Source organism: Homoserinimonas sedimenticola (genome assembly GCF_026094475.1).
Classification (GTDB): Bacteria; Actinomycetota; Actinomycetes; order Actinomycetales; family Microbacteriaceae; genus Homoserinimonas; species Homoserinimonas sedimenticola.
In genome coordinates, this window is sequence record NZ_JAPELL010000002.1 from 1 (window position 1) to 24559 (window position 24559).

Sequence of the window (24559 nt, forward strand, 5' to 3'; positions counted from 1 at the left end):
GCAGGGGGGACCCTGTGGGAGAGTAGGACACCGCCGGACTTCTTCGATGAAATGGCCACCCCAACGCAGGGGTGGCCATTTCGCGTTAACACGGTCGCCGAGCATCCGGTGCCGTCCTTCTGCCAGCTAAGCGATGCCGAGATCTACAGCAGCCTGCGCTCGAACGTCAGGTGAGTGACACCGCTGGGCGCCGACACCACCTCGACGTCGTAGTCGGCCTCGAGCCCCTCAAGCCCTTCCCACACGCGCACACCCCGGCCCAGCACGATCGGCACCTGAACCAGGTGCAGGTGGTCGACGAGGCCCGCCGCGAGGAAGTCCCGCACCACCGTCGGACCACCCCCGATACGGATGTCGCGGCCGTTCGCGTACTCGCGGGCGGCGGCCAGCGCATCCGCCGGCGACGCCTCCACGAAGTGGAAAGTCGTGCCACCCTCCATCTCGATCGGCGGCCGTGGGCGGTGAGTCAGCACGATTGTGGGGGTGTGGAAGGGTGGGTTCGAGCCCCACCAGCCCCGCCAGTCGGGATCGTCCTGCCACCCGGGCGGGCCGAACTTGCCCGCGCCCATGATCTCCGCCCCGATGCCCGGCTCGTGCTGCTGGGCGAAGGAGTTGTCGACGCCCGAGGTGCCGTCATTGCGCCCCATGATGGGCGCACCGAAACGGGTGGCGATCATCCACTCGTGCAGACGGTGGCCGGCATGGCCGAACGGCTGCTCGAGCGACAGCCCCTCTCCCGTGCCGAAACCGTCAAGGGAGATCGAGAAGTTGTGGACGCGGGTGCGGCTCACGTCACCGCTCCGCCCACACGCCCAGCTCGTTGCCGCTCGGGTCGGCGAAGTGCAGGCGGCGGCCGCCCGGGAACTCATACGGGCCCTGCGTGATGTGGCCGCCCGCTTCCGTGATCGCCTGCGCCGTGGCATCCAAGTCGTCGGAGAACAGGATGACGAACGGTCCGCCGGCGGGGCGCGGCTCGGTGGCCGGAGCCAGTCCGCCTGCCTCGCCCACGCCGTCGGCGGCGACGATGCCCGCGTACTCGGGACCATAGTCGTTGAAAGACCAACCGAACGCCGACGAATAGAACGCCTTGGCGGCACCCAAATCGGTGACGGTCAGCTCGATGTAATTGATGGAATGGTGCAGCGGCTGCGGCGACATGGGAGCACGGTAGCAGCGGCATCCGACAGTGGCTAGAGGTGGGGCCAGACACTGTTGCGTTCCGATGTCGGATGCCGCCGCTAGCCTTCTTCTAGGCGTCACACGAGGCGCCAAAGAGAGATACGGATGTTCCTGACCACCGCCCCCGACGGCCACACGGTCGTCTACACGAGCGCGAGCGACCTCACCGCTGCATCGAAGTGCGAGTTCGCCTTCGTGCGTGCGCTCGACGCCCGGCTGGGGCGCATCGAGGAGCTCGACGTCGAGCCAGACGCGATGCTCGAGCGCACGAGCACGCTCGGTGACCAGCATGAGGCGCGCGTGCTCGCCGCCTACAAAGAGGAGCGCGAGGTCGTCGAGATCGCGCGGGTCAACGCACGCTCCGCTGAGGAACTGGATGCCGCGGCATCCGCCACTCTGGGCGCCTTCCAGGGCGGCGCTGACGTTGTCTTCCAGGCGACGTTCCACGAGCGCGGGACGCCTGTCGAGGGTGTCGAGATCGCCTTCCTCGGGTTTGCGGACTTCATCGTGCGCGGCGAGGACGGCCGCTACATCGTGCAAGACACCAAGCTCGCCCGCAGCGCGAAAGTGACCGCCCTGCTCCAGCTCGCCGCCTACGCGGAGCAGATGGCGCGCATCGGCGTGCCCGTGAGCGACACGGTTGAGCTCATCCTCGGCGACGGGCGCGTCAGCCCGCACAGCGTCGCCGACATCGCCCCCGTGTATCGGAGGCGGCGGGAGCGGCTGCACAGGATCATCCGAGAGCGGATGGCCGCAGCATCCGCCGTCGAATGGGGTGACCCCGAGTACACGATCTGCGGGCGCTGCGACGTGTGCGACGCCGAAGTGCAGGCGAGCCGCGACGTGCTTCTCGTCGCGAACCTTCGCGTCACGCAGCACGTGCGCCTCGCGGAAGCCGGCATCCGCACGATCGACGAGCTCGCCGCCAGCACGGGTTCCGTCGAAGGAATCGCCGACAGCACGCTGGCAGGGCTTCGTGCGCAAGCGCAGCTGCAGCTGCAGGCGATGGACGACATAGCCGAACACGCGGCCCCGCCGTTTAAGGTCGTCGACCCCGCAGCCCTCTCGGCGCTCCCCGCTCCCGACCCCGGCGACATCTTCTTCGACTTCGAAGGCGACCCCCTCTACACGGAGGGCGACAGCAGCCGGTGGGGGCTCGACTACCTCTTCGGCTACGTCGACAGCGCGGGCGAATTCACCGCCTACTGGGCGCACGACTTCGCGGAAGAGAAGCAGGCGCTGCGGGCCTTCCTCGAAGACGTAGCTGAGCGCCGCCGCCGGAACCCGGGCATGCACATCTACCACTACGCGTCCTATGAGCGCACGCACCTCGCCCAACTCGCCGCGCGCCACGGCAGCGGGGAAGACGAGGTCGACCAACTCCTGCGCGAGCACGTGCTCGTCGACCTGTACCCGATCGTCAGCCGTGCCCTCCGCGTCGGCAGCCGCTCCTACTCCATCAAAAAGCTCGAACCGCTCTACATGGGTTCGGAGTTGCGTGACTCAGAGGGGGTCACCAACGCGGCCGACTCAATCGTCGAATACGCTGCGGCCGTCAAACTTCGCGACGCGGGCGACGACGCGGGATTCGCACGCAAGCTCGAGGACATCGCCGACTACAACCGCTACGACTGTGTCTCCACCCTCCGCCTGCGCGACTGGCTGCTCGGGCTCGCCGACGAGGAACACATCGAGCCAACAGTGGATGCCGCCACCCCCGAACTCCTCGAGCTTGAGCCCTCCCCGCTCCACGACGCCCTCATGCGCCTCGCCGGTGACGGCCACCACGAGCGCACGGCGGACGAGCGAGCCGCCGCGTTCGCCGCCGCCGCGATCGACTACCACCGCCGCGAACAGAAGACCTTCTGGTGGGGCCACTTCAGCCGTCTTGTCGCCCCCATCCAGGAGTGGGCTGACACCCGAGACGTCTTCATCGTCGACCGGGGGAGCGTCGAGACGGACTGGTACCGCGAAGGGCGGCAGCGCACCGACCGCCGCGTCGTCCGCCTCCACGGCACGTGGGGCCCCGGCTCGAGCGTCAAGCCGGGTGGGATGAGCGGACCCTTCGCCCTCTACGAGCAACCCGCCCCCTTCACCGACCCCCGGGCCGAACCGGGCGCCCGCAGCGCCAAGCAGGTGACCGTGCTCGAGGTTGACGACGACAGCGCGCTAATCCAAGAAACCCTCCGCGCGGACTGCCCCCGGTACGACGTGCTCCCCGTCGCCCTCACACCCGGCACGCCGCCGCCCGCAGGCCAACAGAGACCAGCGATCGAGGAGTGGGCGCAAGCGATCGTCGACTCGCGCGGCACCGACGGCGACGGGCCCTGGCCCAAAGACGCGGCTGTCGACATCCTGCGCCGCACCCCGCCCCGCACGGTCGCGGGCACGCTGCCCGACGCGAGTGACGAAGACTACATCCGCGCCGTCACCGCCGCCTGCCTCGACCTCGACGACTCCTACCTCGCGGTGCAGGGCCCGCCGGGCACGGGCAAGACCTATCTCGCCTCCCACGTCATCGCGGAACTCGTAGAGAAGCACGGCTGGAAGATCGGCGTCGTCGCCCAATCCCACGCCGTCGTCGAGAACGTGCTCAGCGCCGTCGTCTCAAAAGCCGGCCTCGACGCCTCCCGCGTCGGCAAAGTCACCGAACGCGAGGACTGCCCCTTCACGGCCCTAGCCAAAGAGGGCCACCTGCTCTTCGCCGCGAGCAACCCCCGCGGGTACGTCATCGGCGGTACCGCCTGGGATCTCGCCAACCCGGCCCGCATCCCGCGCCGCTCCCTCGACCTGCTCGTCATCGACGAGGCCGGCCAATTCTCGCTCGCCTCGACCATTGCCGCCAGTGTCGCCGCACACAACCTGCTCCTCCTCGGCGACCCGCAGCAGCTGCCGCAGGTCAGCCAGGGCACCCACCCCGAACCGATCGATGGCTCAGCCCTCGGCTGGATCAGCGACGGCCACGACGTGCTCCCCGCCGAGCTCGGCTACTTCCTCGCCGCCAGCCGCCGCATGCACCCCGCCGTCACCGCCCCCGTCTCCACGCTCTCCTACGCGGGAGCGCTCCACTCCCACCCGGATGCCGCGGCTCGCCACCTCGACGGAATCGAGGCAGGCCTCCACCCCGTGCCCGTCGACCACTGGGGCAACGCGGTCGAGTCGGGGGAGGAAGCATCCGAAGTCCTGCGCATCGTGGAACACGTGCTCGGCCGCACCTGGGCGGACGGTGACCCGCGCCCGCTCACGCAGGACGACGTCATCGTGGTGTCGCCCTACAACGCGCAGGTCGCACTCGTGCACGGGGTGCTCGCGCGGGCAGGCTACGGCGACGTGCGGGTCGGCACAGTCGACAAGTTCCAAGGCCAGGAGGCGGTCATCGCGATCGTCACCCTCGCGGCATCCTCACCGGTCGAGGCCCCGCGCGGCATGGCGTTCCTGCTCATGCGCAACCGCCTCAACGTCGCCATCTCGCGCGCACAATGGGCGGCCTACCTCGTGCACTCACCGCACCTCACCGAATACCTGCCGGCCACCCCCCACGGGGTCGCCGAGTTGAGCGCGTTCATCACGCTCGTGGAATGACCCCTCGCTCCCGCACAAGCCCCACAGGCGACAACAGCTCCGCCGAGGAGACCCGCCTTTTCCGTATGCCACTTGCGGCTTGCAGAGATTCTCTGCAAGGTGACCCAGCCGGTGCTCTGTTGCCACCTGTCACACTGGGAACACCATGAAGACCATCCTGAACGTGATCTGGCTGCTGCTCTCGGGTCTCTGGCTGTTCCTCGGCTACGCCCTCGCGGCCGTGATCATGTGCGTGCTCATCGTCACCATCCCGTGGGGGATCGCCTCCTGGCGAATCGGCGTCTACTCCCTGTGGCCCTTCGGCAAGACAGTCATCGACAAGCCGACCGCCGGTCTCGGCTCCCTGCTCGGAAACATCGTGTGGGTCATCCTTGCGGGCATCTGGATCGCCATCGGCCACATCGCAAGCGGAATTGCTCTCTGCCTGACCATCATCGGGATCCCCTTCGGAATCGCGAACTTCAAGATGGTTCCCGTCGCCCTCATGCCGCTCGGCAAAGCCATTGTCGACCGGTAGAGAAGCGTCAGCCGCACACTGACACGGAGCCAGCCGACGGCCAAAAAACCGTCCGCATAAGGAATATCCAAGCGTCCCTGGCGTTGACTTGAGTCGAAGGCACTCAACCCCAGCCAGGAGGAAACCTTGCCTACGTACTTCGGAGGACCTGTCGACAGTGACTCGTTCAACGAGTTCCTTGCCGCATACCTGAACGGCCAGCGCGCCAACGCCGGTCGCCCCATAGACATCACCCGCCTGCTCAGTCGACGCACGAGCGAGCTGCTCACGCGGGCCACCGGATTCGCAGGCAAGCACGGTCACCGTGAGCTGGACGCCCTGCACATCCTGCGCGCCCTTGCTGACGAACCCGCCATTCAAGAGGCATTCCACGCCGTTGGAGCGAGCAGCATCGACATCGTCGACACGCTCGAGCAGCGCCTCCCCGCCGACGGGCCCGCCATCACCCCGGCGGATGCCCCGACCCTGACGCCGTCCGCCCAGCGGGCGCTCCTCGAAGCCCACCAGGCCGCCCGCGCCTTCGGCTCCACCTACATCGACCCCGAACACCTCTTCTTCGTCATGGTCGCCGCCCAGGACGCGGCCGCCGGCCAAGTGCTCGCCCGGAACGGCGTCACCCCGCAGTCGCTGCGGGAGACCGCCGCAGCATCCGAAAGCCACACGGCGAGGCAGACCGCGCCGAAGACTGCGGCGAACAACGCTACGGAGAGCGCCACGCCCACGCTCGACGAGTACTCGATCGACCTCACCGAGCGCGCCCGCATGGGCGGCCTCGACCCGGTCATCGGCCGCGCCGACGAGATCGAGCAGGTCATCGAGATCCTCTCCCGCCGCACAAAGAACAACCCCGTGCTGATCGGGGAGGCAGGGGTCGGCAAGACGGCGATCGTCGACGGGCTCGCCCAAGCCATCGTCGACGGTGGCGTTCCCGAGCAGCTTCGCGACCGTCGCGTCGTCAGCCTCGACCTCGCAGGCATGCTCTCCGGCACCCGCTACCGCGGCGACTTCGAGGAGCGGCTCACGAAGATCATGGACGAGATCACCGCCAACCCCGACCTGATCGTCTTCATCGACGAGTTGCACACGGTCGTCGGCGCGGGTGGCAGCGGCGACGCCGGGGGAATGGATGCGGGCAACATCCTCAAGCCCCGCCTCGCCCGCGGGGACCTGCACATGATCGGTGCGACGACGCTCAGCGAATACCGCCGCATCGAGAAGGACCCGGCCCTCGCCCGCCGCTTCCAGCCCGTCCACGTCGGCGAGCCGAGCGTCGAGGATGCCGAGCAGATCCTCCTTGGCCTGCGCGGGCGCTACGAGGACCACCACGGACTGAGGTACACGGATGCCGCAATCCGCGCCGCCGTCGAACTCTCGCACCGCTACCTCACCGAACGGCAGCTGCCCGACAAGGCGATCGACCTGATCGACCAGGCGGGGGCACGGCTGCGGCTGCGCAGCGGGGCGCTCCCCGCGGAGACGCTCGGCGAACTGGAGGCAGCCAAGGACGCTGCCGTCGAGGAGGAACGCTATGAGGAGGCATCCGCTCTTCGCGACCGGATCGCCGAACTTCGCGACGCCCCCGAGCCGGTGGTGACGGAGACCGAGATCGCGGAGGTCATCGCCCGCGCAACGGGCATCCCCGCGTCCCGCCTGACCGAGAGCGACCGCGGCCGCCTCGCCCGCCTCGAGGAGGAGCTGCACGAGCGTGTCGTGGGCCAGGATGATGCGGTCGCCGCGATCGCCCGCGCGATCCGCCGTAGCCGCACCGGCATGGGCGACCCGAACCGGCCGGTGGGCAGCTTCCTGTTCCTCGGCCCGACCGGTGTGGGCAAGACGGAGCTTGCCAAGTCGCTTGCTGCGTCGCTGTTCGGTGACGAGTCGCGCATGCTGCGCTACGACATGAGCGAGTTCGGTGAGCGGCACACCGTCTCCCGCCTCGTCGGCGCCCCTCCCGGCTATGTCGGCTACGACGAGGCCGGCCAGCTCACGGAACACGTGCGCCGCAACCCGTACTCGGTCGTGCTTCTCGACGAGATCGAGAAGGCACACCCCGACGTCTTCAACCTGCTGCTGCAGGTGCTCGACGACGGACGCCTCACCGACGGGCAGGGTCGCACGGTCGACTTCCGCAACACGGTCATCGTAATGACCTCGAACCTCGGCTCCGAGTTCCTTGCCTCCCGTTCGGGAACGATCGGCTTCGCCGCCCCTGGGGAGGAGTCGATGGATGTCAGGGCTCGCGTCATGGGCAAGGTTCGCGAGGCGATGCGCCCCGAGTTCATCAACCGCATCGACGAGATCGTGCTGTTCCAGAAGCTCAGCCGGGAGCAGCTGCACGAGATCGTGCGATTGCAGCTCCAGGCGACGGATGCTCGGCTCGCCGCGCAGGGCATCGAGCTGTCGGTCGCGCCCGACGCCGTCGACTGGATCGCCGACACCGGCTACGAGCCGGAGTACGGTGCGCGGCCGTTGCGCCGCGTCATCCAGCGCGAGGTGGAGGACCGCATCGCCGAGCTGCTCGTCGCGGGCACCCTCAGCGAGGGCGACACAGCGACGGTCGGCCTCGACGACGGGCAGCTCATCGTCACGGGGGAGCGCGCACCCGTCGCCGCCTAGTCGCACCCGTCCGCGTGACACGGCCCTTCCCGGCTCCCGGGGAGGGCCGTTTCGCGTCCGCCGAAGATCGTCCGTATGCAGAGAAACTGCACGCCAGAAGAACGTTCCGGAGAATGCTTGCGTAGACCCTCCGACATCCGCTAATCTCGTGCTTCGCGTCGCCTAAAGCGAGCGCAGCACAATCATCCACGTCGCGAAGCCGGCCATTCCCCGTGGTCGCACGAGAAGAGAGAAAGGAGGGGAAGCACATGTTTATCGAAGCGAAGATCTGTGCCCGACGACCCCTCCCCACAACTCCTTCCCCCCGCTAGACGCGCGCCTCATCAGGCGCCGCAGCCGCCACGAACGATGAGGTAACAGATTGTCCAGCCAGCACGTCTCCAATGAGACCAGCCTTCCCATGACCGGGTGGAGCGCCGACCAGCTTCCGCCCTTCAGCATTCCCGCCCGGGTGCTCCGCGTCGACGGCGCGATCCTTCGTGTCATTACCGCAGAGGGGCCCCGCACCATCCGCAACCGCAGCGGTGCCGCCATCGCGGTCGGCGACTGGCTCGCGCTCGACGCGGGCTACCCGCACATCATCCGGGGCACGCTCCCGGCCCGGGACGACCGCTACGAGGTCGCGCTCGACGCCGAGCTGGAGCGGGTCCGCGCCGAGGTGGAACGCCTCCGGGGCGAACTCGATCTCGTGCAGGGTCTCGTGCACAGCCTCGTTGCGCAGCTCGGCGCAGAACCGGTCGACGCGCGCTGAGCGTGGGTGGCACCGCTCCGCCGGGGCGGCGCCACCCACGCGGGTGGTCTCGCTCCGTCACAGCGGTGCCATCCACGCGGGCGGCGCCACCCGCGCAAGCAGGGCGTTCCCGTCAGTTCCCGCGGGCCGACGACCAGTTCGTCAGGGCGGCCGCGACGCTGTCCGTGAGGCGGGTGAAGCTCTGCTCCACGTTGACGGGGAGTTCGAACGCCCCGCCCGTCTCGAGCGCGACGAAACCGTGCAGTGCCGAGCGGAGGAAACGCGTAGCATCCACCGCATCATCCTCACGCAGCCCGTAGCCGGCGAGCACCGCGAACACGACCTCGAGGATCGCGGATGACACGGCCGCGTCGTCCTCGTCGCCGGGCCGGGGCGCCCGCACCGTCAGCGGGTACTGGCCGGGGTGCGCGAGCGCCCACTGTCGGTAGGCGCCAGCCAACTCCCGCACGGCGTCATCGCGAGAGAGGCCCACTGTGGCGCGGCCGAGCTCCTGCGCGAGTTCCTCCTTGGCGCGCAGCATGATGGCCCGGCGCAGGGCGGGCAGTCCGTCGACGTGGCGGTAGAGCGAGGGCGGCCGCACACCGAAGCTTTCCGCGACGGAGGCGAGGCTCAGCTCTCCCGCGCCTGGGTCGTCGAGCATCTGGGCAGCCCGCTCGACGACCGTCGCAGTATTCAATCCGGCCCTAGGCACGCTGACCTGCCAGCGTGCGGAGGAAGCCGAGAACCGCGGATGCGACCCGCTCCGGTTGCTGTGCGTGCGGGTAGTGCCCCGCCTCCGGCGCCATCGCGACCTCACCCCGCAGGGCTGCCGCAACCCACTCGGCTTCGGCCCGCGGGTTGGGAAAGTCAGGATCCTTCTCACCCATCACAACGAGGGTCGGCGCGCTCACGGCGGGCAGCTTCGCTTCCGCCGTGGCGTGCTCGGTGCGGGTGGTGAGGCTGAATGCGCGCGCGTAGCCGGGGCGACGCATGCTGGCCACGACCGCGTCGCGATATTCGTCGAAGTCCGCAGGCTGTGCCCCCGCGTAGAGGGTGGGCAGGTAGGCCTTCCAGGCGGCGACCGCCCACGGGCGCGCCATCAGCAGCCGGAAGAGCAGCGTCTTGACCACACCGACGCCGGGGTCGCGCACGAAGGGGCCGACGAGCACGAGGCCGCTGACCAGTTCCGGATGCTCGGCCGCCGCGATCACGGCCGCCCCTGCCGCCATCGAGTTGCCGACGACGACGGCGGGCCCGCCGAGCTCGCGGATCAGGTCGGCAATGTCAGACGCGGTGGCGATGTCCCCATAGGCGGGGAAGTGTGCCTCGCTGTCGCCGTGCCCGCGCAGGTCGGTCGTCGCGACTCGATAGCCGGCGGCGACGAGCACGGGGGCGAGGAAGCGATAGGTGCCGCGTAGGTCGCCCATGCCGGGCACCAGCAGGAGGAGGGGGCCCTCGCCCTGCACGTCGTAGGCGAGCGCGCCGAGTCCGTCCCGGCGCAGATGCTGTGTCTCAGTCGTCATGGAAACTAAGCTACATAGCGAATCAGCTAAGCACAATAGTTTTATTCCATCAGCCACCGAATGTCCTCCGCCGTCAGCCGGTCGGAGAAGGCCTCTCCCGCATCCACGACCGAGTCGAAGAGCGCCGCCTTGCGTCGCGAGAGCGCGAGCACCTTCTCCTCGATCGTGTCGGCGGCGATCATCCGATACACCATGACATTGCGGCGCTGCCCGATGCGGTGTGCCCGGTCGATCGCCTGGTTCTCCGCCGCCGGATTCCACCACGGGTCGAGCAGGAACACATAGTCCGCCTCCGTGAGCGTCAGCCCGAAACCGCCCGCCTTGAGGCTGATGAGGAACACGGATGCGTCGCCCTCGCGAAACCCGTCGACCACCTCGCCGCGGCGGCGCGTCGCCCCGTCCAGGTACGAGTGGCGGATGCCCGCAGCATCCAGCCGGGCGGCGACGATGCCGAGGTAGGAGGTGAACTGGCTGAAGACGAGCACGCGGTGCCCCTCGGCCGTCGCCTCCTGCAACTGCTCGAGCATGACCTCGAGTTTGCTCGACGGGATTCCCGCGTGAGCGGGGTCGATGAGGGTGGCGTCGAGCGCGAGCATCCGCAACAGTGTCAGGGAGCGGAAGATGATCATGCGGTTGCGGTCGACGTCGTCGATGAGCCCGAAGAGCTTCTGCCGCTCACGCTGCAGCACGGTGTCATAGAGGTGGCGGTGCTCGGGTTGCAGCTCGACCGTGAGCACCTGCTCCTGCTTCTCGGGCAGGTCGGCGGCGACGAGGTCCTTCGTACGGCGCAGCATGAGGGGGCGGATGCGGCGGCGCAGGCGCTCGAGTCGCTCCCGCTCTCCGCTCGCGATCGGCCGCACGTACTCTTCCGCGAAGCGCCGCGCCGAGGGGAACAGCCCTGGCGCAACGATCGCGAAGAGCGCCCGCAACTCCATGAGGTTGTTCTCGAGCGGGGTGCCCGTGATGGCGAGCTTGAAGGGAGCGACGAGGTCGCGCGCGCAGCGGTGCACGAGGGCGGCGTGATTCTTGACGAACTGGGCTTCGTCGAGCACGAGGCCCGCCCACGTCACGGAGCGGTAGGTGAGGAAGTCCATGCGGAAGAGCGCATACGAGGTCACGACGATGTCGGCATCACCGAATGACGCGCCCGTCGAGTCGACCGCCTGCACGCGTAGACCCGGGGCGAAGCGCGCCGCCTCGGCGACCCAGGTCGACACGACCGAGGTCGGAGCAACCACGAGGAACGGGCCGTCGCCCCGGGCGTGCTCGAACAGGGCCAGCGTCTGGAGCGTCTTGCCGAGACCCATGTCGTCGGCCAGCACGCCGCCCATTCCATGCCCGTAGAGGAATGCGAGCCAGTCGAGCCCCTCCTGCTGGTAAGGGCGCAGCTCCGCCTTGACGCGTGGTTCGACGCGCGGGATGGCCTCCGCATCGAGGAGACCGCGGGCGGCGGCCCGCCACTCGACCGCCTCCTCCGTCTCGTCCGCGAGATCCTCGAAGTCCGACCAGAGGCTCGCCTGGTAGCGGCTGATGCGCGGGGCGACTTCCCACTCCGCGACATCCTGCGCCTCGCCGATGAGCTCGCGCAGGCGGTCGAAGACGGGCAGACGCAGGTTGAGGTGCGTGCCGTCGACGAGCTTGTACTTCGTCTGCCCCTTCGCGAGGGCCTTGAAGAGCGGCCCGAACGGAATGTCGTACTCGCCCACCCGCACGATGATGCCGAGGTCAAACCAGTCGGGCTGGTCGGTCGGCACTGTCTTGACGATGAGCTGCGGCGGCTCAGGGTTCTCGCGTTCGCCCGTGACCCGCACAGGCTCGGCCGGCGCCGGCACGGGCACCGTCGCATCCGTGCTCGTCACCCCAACCCGCCGCTGCAGCTCGGGCAGGTAGTCGGCGATCGACCCCGCGGATGCCGCGGGCACGACGATCACGTCCTGCCCCAGCAGCGCCTTCCGCTCGGGGGTCAGCAGCCGGTCGAGGGGCGCGAGCTCGAACCGTGGCGGCGACAGCTCGTAGCGGTAGAGACCATGGTCGCCCACCGTGCCGATGCTCGAGGCCTCCACCTCGACGCCGTCGAAGTCGACGCGGGGCCGCAGGCTCAGGCCCCCGTCGGGCCCGGCGGAGGCGTCGAGTGCGAGTGAGCACGAGCCGTCGAGGTGGACCTCGGCGCCCCGGCTGCCGCCAGAACTGCCCACAAAAGCGATGCCGAGAGCCGCGGCATCCGCTAGCAGGTGCCAGAGGAGGGGGCTTTGGAAGTCGTCGAGGTGCAGCCAGTCCCCGTCGCGGCCCGTGTAGACCTCGCGGACGGGCCGGTGCAGGGCGGCGAACTGCGAGAACCAGGCGTGGTGCGCCTCGTCGAGGTTGGCGGCGCTCGCCTTGAACGGCAGGTTGCTCCACGAGAGCTCGGCGCGCGTCCAGTTGCCGCTCGTGCTGCGGGCGACGGGCCGCACCGCGAGGCGAACCTCGCCCACGATGGCCGCGTCTTTCGTCACGGTGCGCGCGGTGGCACCGCCCCAGCGGCGCACGGCAGGAGGGATGATTTCGCGCAGCTCGAACTGCAACGCCATGGCGCGACCCTCCTCGGGGGCGGCGGCACCGAGGAGTGCCTCAAGGCGGTCTCGCCAGGCGTCGTCAGGCGAGGTCAGCGGGGGCACTCCCCGAGTCTGTCACGAGCATCCGACGCCAGGGTTCAGGCGTCTGCCGCTCCGTCACCACAACACGATGATGGGACCCGGGGGCAATCTGTTCGAACAGTGCTCACCTCGCCGTCGCCTCGGGTGCCCGCCGCGCCGATAGAGTGCGAGCATGAAACGCATCGACTACTACGGCCGCTCCTTCACGGTCTCCGACCGCTACGCGGAGGCCTTCATCGGCTACGTGAACCACCTGGTGGAGTCGGGCCGCCCCTTCGGCGAGTTCTTCACGGTGCGCTGCTACACGAACGACCCCGAGATGCTCGTCGATGTGAGCATCCAGCTGGTCGCTGGTGTGCCCGTGCTGGTCTACCCGGCGGGGCCGGAATATGTCGACGCGGTCGAGCCCTACGATGACGCGAGTGTCATCGAGCACCTGAACCGGCGCGACTGAGGTGGCGGGGGTAGCGGCCGTCCTCATCCTGGTCATCCTCGCGGCGCTCGCCGTGTTCCAGCTCGCCCTCATCGCGGGCGCACCCCTCGGGCGCTTCGCGTGGGGCGGCCAGTACCGCGTGCTGCCGACGAAGCTCCGCGTGGGCAGTGTCGTCTCGATCGTGCTCTACGTGCTCTTCGCGGGGGTCGTGCTCGACAAGGTGGGCGTGATCGATGTGTTCGCCGATGCAGTGGCGGATGTCGCGATGTGGGTGCTCTTCGCCTACTTCACTCTCGGCATCCTGATGAACGCCATCTCACGCTCGAAGCCCGAGCGCTACGTCATGACGCCCGTCTGCGTCGTGCTGGCCGCGGCGTCTCTCGTCATCGCGCTGTCGTAGCGTCCGCAGCATCCGGGGTCTCGCGCTTCGTCCACCAGCGCGTCGCGAAGTAGAGCACAACACCGACCCCCAGCAGGATGAGTGAGCGCAGCCACACCTCGCCGCTCTGCTGCGTCATGAGCCCGATGCACGAGAGCACGGCGAGCACGGGGATGACGCGCCACACGGTGAAATGCTTGTGCTCAACCTTGTCGCGGCGCAGCACGAGTACCGCGACGTTGGTGCTGAGGAACACGAAGAGCAGAAGTAGCACGACCGTGTTGGCGAGGGTCGACAGGTCACCGGTGAACGTCAGCGCCATCGCGACGATCGTCGTGACGATGATCGAGACCCAGGGCGTGCCGCGACGGGGGAGCACCCTGCCGAGCGGGGCCGGAAGCAGGTGCTGCTTGGCCATGCCGTAGGTGAGGCGGCTCGCCATGATCATCGTGAGGAGGCATCCGTTGGCGACCGCGATGAGGGCGATCGCGCTGAACAGCCACGAAGGCATCGCGACCCCCGTCTCCTCAACGACCGCGAGGAGCGGGCCCGTGGAGTCGGCAAGCTCCTCGGGGGCGAGCGTGATGGTGGATGCCGCGGCCACGAGCATATACAGCACACCGGCGGTGATCAGCGCCGCGAAGAGGGTGCGGGGGTACACGCGGGCGGGGTCGCGAATCTCCTCCACAATGTTCGCCGAGGTCTCGAATCCCACATAGGAGTAGTAGGCGAGCAGGGCGCCGGCCATGACGGCCAAGAATGGCGTGGTGTTGGGGTTGAACTCCGTGAGTCGGCCGGGATCGCCGTTGCCGCCGCCCACGAAGACCGCGACGCAGATCAGCACGATCAACAGGCCCGTGAGCTCGATCGCGGTCATGACAAAGTTCGCCTGCATCGACTCCTTGATGCCGCGGAGGTTCACGAGGGCGACCAGCACGAGAAAGAGAATGGCGCCGAGCACGGGAGGGATCTGGATGAAGACGCTCAGATAGTCGCCCGCGAAGGCGAGCGCGAGGGCGGCGGCGCTCACGACGCCCGCCGAGAGCATCGAGAAGCCGACGAGGAAGGAGACGAGGGGAGTGCGGAACGCGCGCTCCGCGAAGACGGCCGAACCGCCGGCGCGCGGGTACTTGGTGACGAGTTCCGCGTAGGAGCCTGCGGTGAGGAGCGCCAGCACGAGGGCGATGCCGAGCGGCACCCAGATGGCGCCGCCCGTCTCGCCGGCCATCACCCCGACGAGGGCGTAGATCCCCGCCCCGAGCACGTCGCCGAGGATGAAGAGAAAGAGGAACAGGCCGGAGATGTTGCGCTTGAGGCCCGCGCTCGCGGGCGGCGTGGCGACTCCAGAGGGTGAGGTCATACGGCAGACGCTAGGCCCGACCGGGTGACTCGGCAATGGTGTCTAGATCAGGCTGCGGAGCAGCTCCTCGGGTGTGATGCCCCGGTCGCGCGCGCGACGGTGGAGGCGCTCGTGTTCGTCCTCCGTGAGCGACACGGTGAACGGATGCCACGTGGGCTCGTCGAGCGTGAAGAGCGCGTCGTCCTCCGCCGAGAGCGCGGGGTCGCGTGCGGGGTCGACTTCGGGTTCGGCGTCCCGCGAGAGCGCCGCCGGCACCTCGGGCGTGATGACCGGGCGGGGCCTGCTCACCGTGTGCCCCGCCGTGAAGCCGGGCCCGGTGGGAATGGCGGTGCCGCGGCGGTACGCCTCCGCGACGGCGCGGGCACGAGCATCCGCTGCCTCGTTGAGTTCGTGCCCGACGTGTCCCTTGACCCACTCGAAGACGTAGTCGCGGCCGTTGAGGGCCTCGTCGAGTTCCTTGAGTAGCTCGACGTTCATGACGGGGGAGCCGTCGGCCTTGCGCCAGCCCTTGCGCTTCCAGCCGGGCATCCACTTGGTGACGGAGTTGATGACGTACTGGCTGTCGCACAGCACGAGCAGATCGTCGTCGAGGTGGGCGGTGGCGCGGAAGAGCTCGAGCACGGCCTTCAGCTCGCCCTGGTTGTTCGTCGCGTGCTTCCAGCCGCCGGCATCCCAGCATCCGTCGTCGACATACCAGGCCCAGCCCGCCGGGCCGGGGTTGCCGAGGGCCGAGCCGTCTGCGGCGGCGATGATCGTCATGGAGCAATGGTAGCCGCGGGCCTTGACATGCAAGTGTTCACTTGCCTATTGTCGTGCCATGACCGACGTCTACAAGGCCCTCGCCGACGAGACGCGGAGGCTCCTCCTCGACGAGCTGATGCAGCGCGACGAACAGACACTCTTCGAACTGTGCACCAAGCTCGCCATGAACCACGACCTGACACCGACCCGCCAGGCCGTGTCGCAGCACCTCGGCGTGCTCGAATCCGCCGGACTCGTGCGGGTCGAGCGCCGCGGGCGCTACAAACTCCACACCATCAACACCGCCCCGCTGGCGGAGATCGCCGAGCGGTGGCCCCTCCGAAAGGCGCAGCAATGAAACTTCAGACCGTCAGCATTTTCGTCGACGACCAGCAGAGGGCGCTCGACTTCTACACGGGCGTGCTCGGCTTCGCGGTCGCCGCGGATGTCCCCCTCGGGGAGCACCGCTGGCTCACCGTCGTCGAGGCAGACCGCCCCGACGGCACGCAGGTCTCCCTCGAGCCCAAGGGTCACCCGGCGGTCGTGCCCTTCACGGACGCCCTCGTGGCCGACGGCATTCCCTTCTGCGTGCTCGGGGTCGACGACATCCAGGCCGAGTACGAGCGCCTCGTCGCGGCGGGGGTGACCTTCACACAGCCACCCACCGACATGGGCCCCGTCACGGTCGCCGTCTTCGACGACACGTGCGGCAACCTCCTCCAGCTCGCGCAGTTCACGGGCTGACGAGCTCGTGGGTCGCGAGACTGCGCATACGGGCCATCGAGCGCGGAAGACGGCCCCTTGCGCAGTCCCGCCGGCTCAGTCGCGCGGCAGCACGGTGAGCGCTCGCCGGATGAACTCGTAGAAGGAGTTCATGTAGCCGCGCAGGAACTCCTCCGTCGACTCCACCGTCACCTTGCCCTCGTCGGTGATGAGCCCCGGCGTCAGGTGAATGTAGGCCTCTGGTGCGTTCATCTGCGGCGAGTTGCAGTAACTCAGGATGCTGCGCAGGTCCTGCTGCGCGACGGCCGTGCCGATCGCCCCCACTGACGCCCCGATGACGGCGGAGGGTTTGCGAGTGAAGGAGTTCTGCCCGTAGGGGCGGCTCGCCCAGTCGATCGCGTTCTTGAGCACCCCGGGGATCGCTCTGTTGTATTCGGGGGTGACGAAGAGCACGGCGTCGATCTCCGCGAGCGCCTCTTTGAGCGCCCGGCCCTCCGGCGGGTAGTTGTCGTCGTAGTCCCAGCTGTAGTGGGGCAGGTTCGCGATCGGGATCTCGGTGAACTCCAACTGCTGCGGTGCGAGTCGGATGAGCGCCTTCGACAGGGTGCGGTTGATGGATGCCGTCGCAAGACTGCCGACGAAGTAGCCGACCGTGTAGGGCGGTTCGTGGTGGTGGATCTCGGGCATCTCAGCCATGGTGCTGCCTCCTCAGTGGGTTCTCGTGTGCCTGACGCCACGGTAGGTCCGCTTCCTGCGCGTTCTGACAGAGTGCGGGCGTGAGAGCAGTGTCGGATGCTGCTGCGAGACTGTGCTCGTGAGTCATCCGTTCGAGCGCGTCGTGCAGGAGCACGGCGCGACCGTGTTGCGCGTGTGCCGCGCCGTGCTGGGCGTGCAGGATGCGGATGACGCGTGGTCGGAGACGTTTCTCGCGGCGCTGCGGGCGTACCCTTCCCTGCCGGCGGACGCCGACGTCGCAGCCTGGCTTGTGACGATCGCCCACCGCAAGGCGATCGACGTGTTGCGGGCCCGTGCCCGCGACCCGCTGCCGGTCGCGGCCGTGCCGGAGACTGAGTCCTCCACAGGCGTGCCGGGCGCGGACGATTCCGAGCTGTGGGCGCTCGTCGCGACGCTTCCGCCCAAACAGCGGCAGGCTGTCGCCTACCACTTCTTCGCGGGCCTGCCGCACGTCGAGGTCGCATCGATCATGGGGGTGAGCGCGGATGCTGCGCGTCGCGCCTCCTCCGATGGTGTTGCCGCGCTTCGCACGCTCCGAAAGAAGTGGAGCGACTGACCTCACACTTTCGCGGTCGCCACCGTTTACAGGGAGAACGCACTCACCGAAGGAGCCAGCAATGACCGACCTGCTCACATCTCTCGACCAGTCAGGGGAAGCCGACGCGCTCACCCGCCTTCATGAGCGACTTGAAACGGATGCCGCATCCGCCGGCCTTCTCGACGTGGCGTACCGCACCGTCGACACCCCCGTCGGGGCGTTGCTCCTCGCCGCGACGGAGGAGGGCCTCGTGCGCCTCGCCTTCGAGCGTGAGGACTTCGACACCGTGCTCGAGGCGCTCGCCGATGCCGTCAGCCCGCGGGTGCTCGCCTCGCCGTCCCGGCTCGATGACGCCGCCCGGCAGGTCGAGGAGTACTTCGCGGGGGAGCGGTGCCGCTTCGAGCTGCCACTCGACTGGCGGCTCTCACGCGGCTTCCGCCGCACCGTGCTCGAGCATCTGGTGGGCATCGGCTACGGCGCAACCGAGAGCTACACGCAGGTCGCGGCGGCGGCGGGCAGCCCGCGCGCCGTCCGCGCGGTCGGCACCGCGTGCGCGACCAACCCGTTGCCGATCGTCGTGCCGTGCCACCGGGTGCTGCGCTCCGACGGTTCCCTCGGCGGGTACCTGGGCGGGCTCGACACCAAGCGGGCACTTCTCGGCATGGAGGCGGCGGCGTGAGCGCGGAGCAGGCGGGGGCGGTCGAGCCGCTCAGCCCGGCTCCCGGCGAGCATCTGCTCACTGCTGCCGCTGAAGTGGGCGGCTCGGCCCTCGTTGTCGGCGACGACGGGCTGGCCCGGCCGGTGTGGGCGTCGCGAGACCCGCTGCTGCGCGAGTACTACGACACCGAGTGGGGCATGCCGGTGCGCGACGAGCGCGGCGTCTTCGAGCGGTTGAGCCTGGAGGCGTTCCAGTCGGGGCTCTCGTGGGCGACGATCCTGCGCAAGCGGCCGGCGTTCCGGTCGGCCTTCGCGGACTTCGACCCTGACGCGGTTGCCGCCTTCGGCGAGACGGATGTCGCGCGCCTCCTCTCCGACGCCGGGATCGTGCGCAACCGGCTCAAGGTCGCCGCCACCATCACGAACGCGAAGGCGACCGTCGCCCTGCGCGAAGAGGGCGGGCTCGCCGAGTTCGTGTGGTCGTTCCAGCCGGAGGAGACGCCCCAGCCCGCCACCTATGCCGACGTGCCGAGCAGCTCGCCCGAGTCCGTCGCGCTCTCGAAGGCCCTCAAGAAGAAGGGCTTCACCTTCGTCGGGCCGACGACGATGTTCGCCCTCATGGAGGCGATCGGCATCGTCGACACGCATCTCCTGGGCAGTCACCGGCGCGGAACTTCGGGGGTGTGGGCTGCGTAGGCCGACGTGAGGGTGGCGGGCCGGCGGCCTACAGCTCACGCTGGTTGCGGTCGGCTTCGGCTCCACTCGGCGCTGCCGAGGTCACTCTCGGTATGGCGCCCGCATCCCGAAATGCTCGCCGAGCGCGACATCCGCCGCATACCAGCCGTTCATGCCGTGCACGGCGGGGCCGGGGGCCGTCGAGGCTGAGCACAGGTAGAGGCCGTCGACGGGGGTGCGCCACGGAACCCGCGAAACCACGGGCCGCTTCACAAGCTGCACAAGGTCGAGCGCCCCCGCGAAAATGTCGCCCCCGATGTAGTTGGCGTTGTGCTGCTCGAACTCGACGGCGGAGATCGTGTTGCTTGCGACGATCAGGTCGCGGAACCCCGGCGCGAACCGCTCGATCTGCCGGATGACCGCCTCCGTGACATCCGCCGTGCTGCCGTTGGGCACGTGGGTGTACGTCCACAACACGTGGTGGCCCTCGGGTGCCCGCGAAGGGTCGACGACGGAGGGCTGCACCGCGAGCACGTAGGGCCGCTCGTGGACGCGCCCCTGCTCGACCGCATGCTCGGCGGCCACGATCTCCTCCCGGGAGCCGCCCACGTGCACGGTCGGTGAGAGGTGCACCTGCGCGTTCGTCCACGGCACCGGTCCCGAGAGGGCGAAGTCGACCTTCGCTGCGGCCTGCCCGTAACGAAAGCGGCCGAGCGCCCGCCGGTAGCGCGCCGGCAGCTCCGTGAACCGGGCGAGCATCTGCGGGGTCGTGTCGAGGAGGGTGATGCGGGAGGGTTCGAGGTCGGCGGCAGTCCGCACGGTCGTGCCAGTGCGGATGCGGCCGCCCATCGCCTCGAAGTCGCGCACCATCGCATCCGCAATCGACTGCGAGCCGCCCATCGGCACCGCCCAGCCACCCGCGTGCGCATGGGCGGCGAGAAGGATGCCCGCGCCCGAGGTCGTAAGGGAGGGCTGCGGGTGGTTCGTGTGGGCGGCGACGCCCGTGATCATGGCGCGGGCCGCCTCGCCGTCGAAGCGGCGGTTCCAGGTGGAGCCGAGCCCCTGCTCAAGCGTCCGCAACCCGTAGAGAACGGCGGCGGGGATCGAGCGGGGCACACGCAGCAGTTGCGAGCCCGTGAAGTCGACCAGGCCGTCAATGCGTTTCACGAGCGGGGCGAAGAAGCGCCGCCACTCGCGTCCGTCGCGTCCGAGATCGTCGACCGTGCGGTCAAGCGAATGCCAGGCGATGCCCGCCCGGCCGCCGTCGAGCGGATGCGCGTACGAGACCTCAGGAGTGACGAGGTCAACGCGGTTCTCGAGCCCCCACGCCCGGAAGAACGGTGACGCAACCGCCGCCGGGTGCACGGCCGAGCACACGTCGTGCAGATAGCCGGGCCCCGTCAGCTCCCGCGTCTGCAGGCCACCGCCCACCACATCGGACGCCTCCGTCAGCACGACGTCGAGCCCCGCCTTCGCGAGGGTCAGCGCGGCGGCGAGCCCGTTGGGCCCGGAGCCCACTACGTTCGCGTCAACCACGGGCACCATCCTGCCCGGTTCCCGGCTCGCCCGCGTCGTTGTCGACATCGACCGCGTTGGCCTCGTCGGGGTCGACGTCGGGTTGCGCGGCGGGCGCCTTCGCGCCGCCGCCGACGGATGAGGCGTTTTTGGCGCGCAGCGGATGCGACGGCCCCAGCTGCACGGGGCCCGCAAGTTCGTCCACCTCATGGCGAACCCACCACAGGCCGCGCTCGCGGCGTTCCTCGTGCGTCGCGAAACGGTAGAGGAAGATGCGGGCGCGCACCCACTCGGGCGGGGCGTCCGGGAACGGGTTGTGCCGCAGCATCCGCAGCACGCCCCTGTCGCCTTCCAGCAGCCGCACCAGCAGCACGCTGAACCAGCGCTCCTGCCGCCCCAGCGCGAGGAACCACATGAGCCAGTCGAGCCGCAGGTGGTAGGGGGCGAACTGTCGAGGAACCCGCGTGGGGTCGCCCGGCTTGCCCTTGAACTCGTACTCACGCCAGCCCTCGCTCGGCACGGGGGACGCGGTGCCCTCGACGATGACCTCGTAGCGTTCCTTCGTCACGGTGCCGAATGCGCCGTAGGCGTTGACGAGGTGGTAGCGGTTGAAGCTCGCGTTCATGAGCTGGTTGCTCGAGAACAGGTTGAGCAGGGGCCGCCAGCTGAGCACCAGCAGCAGCACGGATGCCGCGATCACGACCACCCCGAACCACACGGGCCCGGGTGCCCCCTCCTCCCCGAGCATCCACAGGTCGGGCACGGCGGAGAAGGCGAGCACGATCGTCAACCAGTTGAGCCACGCGAAGTTGCCCGTCACGACAAGCCAGCTCTGCGTGAGGATGACGATCGCGGCGGCGCAGGCGCCCACCACCTGCGCGACCGGGTGCGGGATGAGCGCCGCGAAGAGGAACCACGGCACAACGAGCTGGGCGAAGTGGGAGCCGACAACCTCGAGCTTGTCGAACCACGCCGGCAGCAGGTGGGCGAAGCGGCTGAGGGGCCCCGGCATCGGTTGCGTCTCGTGGTGATACATGAGGGCGGTGAAGTCGCGCCACTCGCTTCCGCCGCGCATCTTGATCATGCCCGCGCCGAACTCGAGGCGGAACACGAGCCACCAGCACGCGACGATGATCGGCAGCGGGGGCGGCGACTGGCTCGAGCCCAGGAAGGCGACGATGAAACCCGCCTCCAGCAGCAGGCTCTCCCAGCCGAAGCCGTAGAAGGTCTGCCCCACGTTCACGATCGACAGGTAGAGCGCCCACATGAGGAGGAACACGAGCAGGGGCACCCAGGGCGGCCCGAGTTGGGGGAGCCCGACGACGACGGATGCCGCGGCGAGAGCACCGACGAGGCAGACGAGCCGCAGCATCCGGTCGCTGTAGCGCCAGTGGAAGATGCTGGGCGACTGCCGGAAGGAGATGAAGCGGAGGAAGGTGGGGGCGGGGGAGAGGCCGCGCTCGCCGAGGAGGGCGGGAAACTGGTTCAGGGTCGAGAGGAAGGCGACGAGGAAGACGGCGGCGACGCCGCGCTGCAGCACCTCGCGCGCGAACTCGTAGTCGTGCGCCCAGAGCCAGTCGACGCCAAGCCAATCCATGCGCTCGACGCTAGGAGCGGGCGTGCCCGGTCGCTCTCACCCAGCACCCAGCCGCGCGCGCAGCTCTCATGGACGAGGGGGCAGCACGAGCCCGCGCGTCGTCGGGCGGCGCGCGACCTGAACGACTACGGCGTCGGCTCGAGCGCGTCGTAGTGCCGGAAGCTGGGGGTGATCCGCAGGCACAGGGCGATGAGCGCGATGATGAGGATGCCGCCGAGCAGGGGCGGGAACCACAGCCCGGCCACGACCGCGACGGCGCCGACATAGAAGTCGCCGATGCGCGGGCCGCCCGTGACGACGACGATGAAGATGCCCTGCAGTCGCCCCCGCATGTTGTCGGGAACAGCCGTCTGCAGCATGGTCGAGCGGAAGATCGCGCTAACATTGTCGGATGCTCCGGTGCCGGCCATCATGAGGGCGGCGAGCCCCAGCGCGACGAGGTTCGCCTCGCTGATGTCCTCGGTTTCGGCCGCGAACCCGCCCAGCTGCACTACCGCGATGACGACGCCGAAGCCCGCGACGAAGACGCCGTAGGCGGCGATCGACCACCCGATCGCGACGCCGTGGCGCCGCACCGTGCCGAGCTGCCCCGACAGCAGGCTGCACAGCAGCGTGCCGACGGCACCGGCCGCCGTGAGGATGCCGACCGTGACCGCCCCGCCGCCGATCAGGAGCGCGCCGATCGCGGGGAAGAGGGCGTGCGGCCGTCCGAAGGTCATCGCGATGATGTCGACGACGAACGACATGCGGATGTTCGGCGCGCGCCGCAGGAAGGCGAGCCCCTTCGTGATCGACTCGAGGCCGGGCCGGTGCAGCTCGCCCTCCGGCCGGATGGCGGGGAGCGTGATGATGCCGAGGAACGCGGCCGAGAAGAGCACGACGTCGATCGAGTAGGTCCAGGCGAAGCCGAAGCTCGCGACGAAGATGCCCGCGAGTGCCGGCCCCACCGTGATGGCGGTGCCCATGCTCATGCCACCGAGGGCGGATGCCGCGGGTAGCAGTTCCCGCGGAAGCAGCCGGGGTGTGATCGCCGTCCGGGTGGCGCTGAGGATCGTCGCCGCGACGGAGTTCAGGGTCGTCAGCGCGTAGAGGTGCCATAGGTCGTGGCTGTCGAACCAGGTGACGGCGGCGAGGGTCGCGATGGAACCCCATGCGACGACCGCCGCGATGAGGGCGACGCGCCGACGGTCGAACGCGTCGGCGAGCATCCCTCCGTAGAGGCCCGCGATGATCATGGGCACGAGGGCGATCGTGCCCACCATGGCGACCGCGAAGGTGGAGCCGGTGATGTCGTAGACGTGCAGGCCCACCGCGACGACGGTCATCTGGCTGCCGATGCTCGCGACGGCGGTGCCGATCCACAGGCGGGCGAATGCGGGGCTGTGGCGGAGCGGGCTGAGGTCGATCAGGTGGCCGCGACCCCGGCGTCTCGTTGCGGGTTCGGGGGCGGGCACCAGAGGATTCTACGCCTGCTCCTCCGCGCCGATGGCGTCCGCAGCGGCCGGCTGGTCGCGTCGTCGCCGCCGCCTCACGAGCATCCACACGACCAGCAGAGCGATCGCCGGCAGCACGAGCCACGGCAGCACAACGCCCAGCGCCACGAGCAGGAACGAGACGAATGCGACGAGCGCCTCCCACCCGGCCACGAGACCCGTCACAAAGGTGTCGGGTTCGTCGACGGGCGCATCCGCCTCCGAGCCGAGGTGCAGCGTGATGGTGGAGAAGTCGACCTGCTGGGCGAGCGAGCGGCGCTGCGACTGCAGTGACTCCAGCTCGGCCTGCCGCTCCGCGAGCTCTGACTCGATCGTGATGAGGTCGCCTGCCGTGGTCGCGTCCGCCATAAGGGCGAGCAGGCGGGCGACGGATGCTTCGAGCGCCGTGATGCGCGCGTCGAGGTCTTTGGCGACGGTCGTGACATCCTGCGTGTAGGTGTTTGTCTCCTCGACCTCGCCGAGTTCCTCGATGCGGTCCACCGTCTCGCTGAGCTCGGAGGAGGGGATGCGCACAGTCAGTTCGGCGCGGCCGGGGTCGTCATCGCGGGGTGCCGTCTCGGAGCGGTTGTCGACGTAGCCGCCCGCCGACTCGACAATGCGCACTGCCTCGTCGGCGGCCTCCCGTGGCTCCTCGACCGTGAGCCACATGGTGCCGGTGACGATCACCTGGCGGTCGTCCGTCGGGTCGATGACCTCGCGCGGCCCCTCGACGTCGGGGAGGGACTCGCCTCCCGCGGAGCCGTCCGTCATCTCATAGGAGCCGGACTCGGAGCTCGCGGTGTCCATGGCGCTCGAGCATCCGGCCAGTCCGAGCATCGCCGCGAGCAGTGTCGCGGGCAGCAGCAGTCGTCGCCTCATGCGGTCAGGCTAACGGCCCGCCATGGGCCACGACCACCCAACGATTGCAACGATTCGGACGTCAGTCGGTCGTGC

General features: G+C 69.1%; 23 protein-coding genes. 11 read left to right on the forward strand and 12 right to left on the reverse strand.

Annotation, left to right across the window (positions count from 1 at the left end; genetic code table 11):
• Positions 1-143 precede the first annotated feature (143 nt).
• Together OH146_RS11200 and OH146_RS11205 are read right to left on the reverse strand one after the other, a co-directional pair.
• Complete coding sequence (locus OH146_RS11200; protein WP_265160783.1) at positions 144-791, reverse strand: dihydrofolate reductase family protein; 648 nt, start codon at positions 789-791, stop codon at positions 144-146.
• A 1-nt stretch (position 792) separates the two neighbouring features.
• Complete coding sequence (locus OH146_RS11205) at positions 793-1158, reverse strand: VOC family protein (protein WP_265160785.1); 366 nt, start codon at positions 1156-1158, stop codon at positions 793-795.
• 126 nt (positions 1159-1284) lie between these two features.
• Between OH146_RS11205 and OH146_RS11210 the strand changes: the two genes are divergently transcribed.
• The 4 genes from OH146_RS11210 (at position 1285) to OH146_RS11225 (ending at position 8645) form a co-directional block, all read left to right on the forward strand.
• Positions 1285-4761 (forward strand): TM0106 family RecB-like putative nuclease, encoded by a 3477-nt coding sequence (locus OH146_RS11210; protein WP_265160787.1) that lies wholly within the window; start codon positions 1285-1287, stop codon positions 4759-4761.
• 145 nt (positions 4762-4906) lie between these two features.
• Positions 4907-5278 (forward strand): YccF domain-containing protein, encoded by a 372-nt coding sequence (locus OH146_RS11215; protein WP_265160789.1) that lies wholly within the window; start codon positions 4907-4909, stop codon positions 5276-5278.
• Between the two features lie 126 nt (positions 5279-5404).
• Positions 5405-7894, forward strand: a complete 2490-nt coding sequence (locus tag OH146_RS11220) for an ATP-dependent Clp protease ATP-binding subunit (protein ID WP_265160791.1) — start codon at positions 5405-5407, stop codon at positions 7892-7894.
• A gap of 400 nt (positions 7895-8294) precedes the next feature.
• Positions 8295-8645, forward strand: a complete 351-nt coding sequence (locus OH146_RS11225) for a hypothetical protein (protein WP_265160793.1) — start codon at positions 8295-8297, stop codon at positions 8643-8645.
• Between the two features lie 112 nt (positions 8646-8757).
• Here OH146_RS11225 and OH146_RS11230 read toward each other — a convergent pair whose 3' ends face one another.
• The 3 genes from OH146_RS11230 to OH146_RS11240 are packed head-to-tail and all read right to left on the reverse strand — an operon-like array spanning position 8758 to position 12801.
• Complete coding sequence (locus OH146_RS11230) at positions 8758-9321, reverse strand: TetR-like C-terminal domain-containing protein (protein ID WP_265160795.1); 564 nt, start codon at positions 9319-9321, stop codon at positions 8758-8760.
• 7 nt (positions 9322-9328) lie between these two features.
• Positions 9329-10147 carry an alpha/beta fold hydrolase gene (locus OH146_RS11235; RefSeq protein WP_265160797.1) on the reverse strand — a complete coding sequence of 273 codons (819 nt, stop codon included), beginning with the start codon at positions 10145-10147 and terminating at the stop codon, positions 9329-9331.
• Positions 10148-10188: 41 nt separating this feature from the next.
• Positions 10189-12801 (reverse strand): DEAD/DEAH box helicase, encoded by a 2613-nt coding sequence (locus OH146_RS11240; protein WP_265160799.1) that lies wholly within the window; start codon positions 12799-12801, stop codon positions 10189-10191.
• A 151-nt stretch (positions 12802-12952) separates the two neighbouring features.
• Here OH146_RS11240 and OH146_RS11245 point away from each other — a divergent pair, with 151 nt between their 5' ends.
• Positions 12953-13234, forward strand: coding sequence for a hypothetical protein (locus OH146_RS11245; RefSeq protein WP_265160801.1), 282 nt, complete (start codon positions 12953-12955; stop codon positions 13232-13234).
• Between the two features lies 1 nt (position 13235).
• Positions 13236-13613 carry a hypothetical protein gene (locus tag OH146_RS11250; protein ID WP_265160803.1) on the forward strand — a complete coding sequence of 126 codons (378 nt, stop codon included), beginning with the start codon at positions 13236-13238 and terminating at the stop codon, positions 13611-13613.
• Here OH146_RS11250 and OH146_RS11255 read toward each other — a convergent pair.
• On the reverse strand, positions 13597-14952 hold the full coding sequence (locus tag OH146_RS11255) for an APC family permease (RefSeq protein ID WP_265160805.1): 1356 nt from the start codon (positions 14950-14952) through the stop codon (positions 13597-13599). The two genes, OH146_RS11250 and OH146_RS11255, sit on opposite strands and share 17 nt — an antisense overlap.
• A gap of 42 nt (positions 14953-14994) precedes the next feature.
• Positions 14995-15711: an RNase H family protein gene (locus OH146_RS14055; RefSeq protein ID WP_265160807.1), complete on the reverse strand. Its 717-nt coding sequence runs from the start codon at positions 15709-15711 to the stop codon at positions 14995-14997.
• A gap of 58 nt (positions 15712-15769) precedes the next feature.
• On the opposite strand from OH146_RS14055, the gene OH146_RS11265 reads away from it, so the two are divergent.
• On the forward strand, positions 15770-16051 hold the full coding sequence (locus OH146_RS11265; RefSeq protein ID WP_265160810.1) for an ArsR/SmtB family transcription factor: 282 nt from the start codon (positions 15770-15772) through the stop codon (positions 16049-16051).
• Positions 16048-16437, forward strand: a complete 390-nt coding sequence (locus OH146_RS11270; RefSeq protein WP_265160812.1) for a VOC family protein — start codon at positions 16048-16050, stop codon at positions 16435-16437. Before OH146_RS11265 ends, OH146_RS11270 begins: the two co-directional genes overlap by 4 nt.
• Before the next feature lie 75 nt (positions 16438-16512).
• On the opposite strand, the gene OH146_RS11275 is transcribed toward OH146_RS11270, so the two are convergent.
• Positions 16513-17112, reverse strand: a complete 600-nt coding sequence (locus OH146_RS11275; protein ID WP_265160814.1) for an NADPH-dependent FMN reductase — start codon at positions 17110-17112, stop codon at positions 16513-16515.
• Between the two features lie 118 nt (positions 17113-17230).
• On the opposite strand from OH146_RS11275, the gene OH146_RS11280 reads away from it, so the two are divergent.
• The 3 genes from OH146_RS11280 (at position 17231) to OH146_RS11290 (ending at position 19042) form a co-directional block, all read left to right on the forward strand.
• Positions 17231-17707: an RNA polymerase sigma factor gene (locus OH146_RS11280; protein WP_265160816.1), complete on the forward strand. Its 477-nt coding sequence runs from the start codon at positions 17231-17233 to the stop codon at positions 17705-17707.
• Between the two features lie 61 nt (positions 17708-17768).
• Positions 17769-18368 (forward strand): methylated-DNA--[protein]-cysteine S-methyltransferase, encoded by a 600-nt coding sequence (locus OH146_RS11285; protein ID WP_265160818.1) that lies wholly within the window; start codon positions 17769-17771, stop codon positions 18366-18368.
• A 53-nt stretch (positions 18369-18421) separates the two neighbouring features.
• Entirely contained in the window at positions 18422-19042 is a 621-nt protein-coding gene (locus OH146_RS11290; RefSeq protein ID WP_279349030.1) for a DNA-3-methyladenine glycosylase I, read from the forward strand.
• Positions 19043-19123: 81 nt separating this feature from the next.
• On the opposite strand, the gene OH146_RS11295 is transcribed toward OH146_RS11290, so the two are convergent.
• The 4 genes from OH146_RS11295 to OH146_RS11310 all read right to left on the reverse strand — a co-directional run bounded on the left by OH146_RS11295 (position 19124) and on the right by OH146_RS11310 (position 24484).
• Positions 19124-20557 (reverse strand): phytoene desaturase family protein, encoded by a 1434-nt coding sequence (locus OH146_RS11295; protein WP_265160820.1) that lies wholly within the window; start codon positions 20555-20557, stop codon positions 19124-19126.
• Positions 20550-22133: a lipase maturation factor family protein gene (locus OH146_RS11300; protein ID WP_265160821.1), complete on the reverse strand. Its 1584-nt coding sequence runs from the start codon at positions 22131-22133 to the stop codon at positions 20550-20552. Before OH146_RS11300 ends, OH146_RS11295 begins: the two co-directional genes overlap by 8 nt.
• Before the next feature lie 125 nt (positions 22134-22258).
• A complete protein-coding gene (locus OH146_RS11305; protein ID WP_372508505.1) occupies positions 22259-23590 on the reverse strand; it encodes an MFS transporter in 1332 nt (443 codons plus the stop codon).
• Positions 23591-23596: 6 nt separating this feature from the next.
• On the reverse strand, positions 23597-24484 hold the full coding sequence (locus OH146_RS11310) for a DUF4349 domain-containing protein (RefSeq protein ID WP_265160825.1): 888 nt from the start codon (positions 24482-24484) through the stop codon (positions 23597-23599).
• Positions 24485-24559 lie beyond the last annotated feature (75 nt).

Excerpts from the sequence above, each read along its gene's own strand:
- OH146_RS11205 (WP_265160785.1), bottom strand. The coding sequence starts at position 1,158 with ATGTCGCCGCAGCCGCTGCACCATTCCATCAATTACATCGAGCTGACC.
- OH146_RS11210 (WP_265160787.1), top strand. The coding sequence starts at position 1,285 with ATGTTCCTGACCACCGCCCCCGACGGCCACACGGTCGTCTACACGAGC.
- OH146_RS11215 (WP_265160789.1), top strand. The coding sequence starts at position 4,907 with ATGAAGACCATCCTGAACGTGATCTGGCTGCTGCTCTCGGGTCTCTGG.
- OH146_RS11225 (WP_265160793.1), top strand. The coding sequence starts at position 8,295 with ATGACCGGGTGGAGCGCCGACCAGCTTCCGCCCTTCAGCATTCCCGCC.
- OH146_RS11235 (WP_265160797.1), bottom strand. The coding sequence starts at position 10,147 with ATGACGACTGAGACACAGCATCTGCGCCGGGACGGACTCGGCGCGCTC.
- OH146_RS11245 (WP_265160801.1), top strand. The coding sequence starts at position 12,953 with ATGAAACGCATCGACTACTACGGCCGCTCCTTCACGGTCTCCGACCGC.
- OH146_RS11255 (WP_265160805.1), bottom strand. The coding sequence starts at position 14,952 with ATGACCTCACCCTCTGGAGTCGCCACGCCGCCCGCGAGCGCGGGCCTC.
- OH146_RS14055 (WP_265160807.1), bottom strand. The coding sequence starts at position 15,711 with ATGACGATCATCGCCGCCGCAGACGGCTCGGCCCTCGGCAACCCCGGC.
- OH146_RS11265 (WP_265160810.1), top strand. The coding sequence starts at position 15,770 with ATGACCGACGTCTACAAGGCCCTCGCCGACGAGACGCGGAGGCTCCTC.
- OH146_RS11270 (WP_265160812.1), top strand. The coding sequence starts at position 16,048 with ATGAAACTTCAGACCGTCAGCATTTTCGTCGACGACCAGCAGAGGGCG.
- OH146_RS11275 (WP_265160814.1), bottom strand. The coding sequence starts at position 17,112 with ATGGCTGAGATGCCCGAGATCCACCACCACGAACCGCCCTACACGGTC.
- OH146_RS11285 (WP_265160818.1), top strand. The coding sequence starts at position 17,769 with ATGACCGACCTGCTCACATCTCTCGACCAGTCAGGGGAAGCCGACGCG.
- OH146_RS11300 (WP_265160821.1), bottom strand. The coding sequence starts at position 22,133 with ATGGATTGGCTTGGCGTCGACTGGCTCTGGGCGCACGACTACGAGTTC.
- OH146_RS11310 (WP_265160825.1), bottom strand. The coding sequence starts at position 24,484 with ATGAGGCGACGACTGCTGCTGCCCGCGACACTGCTCGCGGCGATGCTC.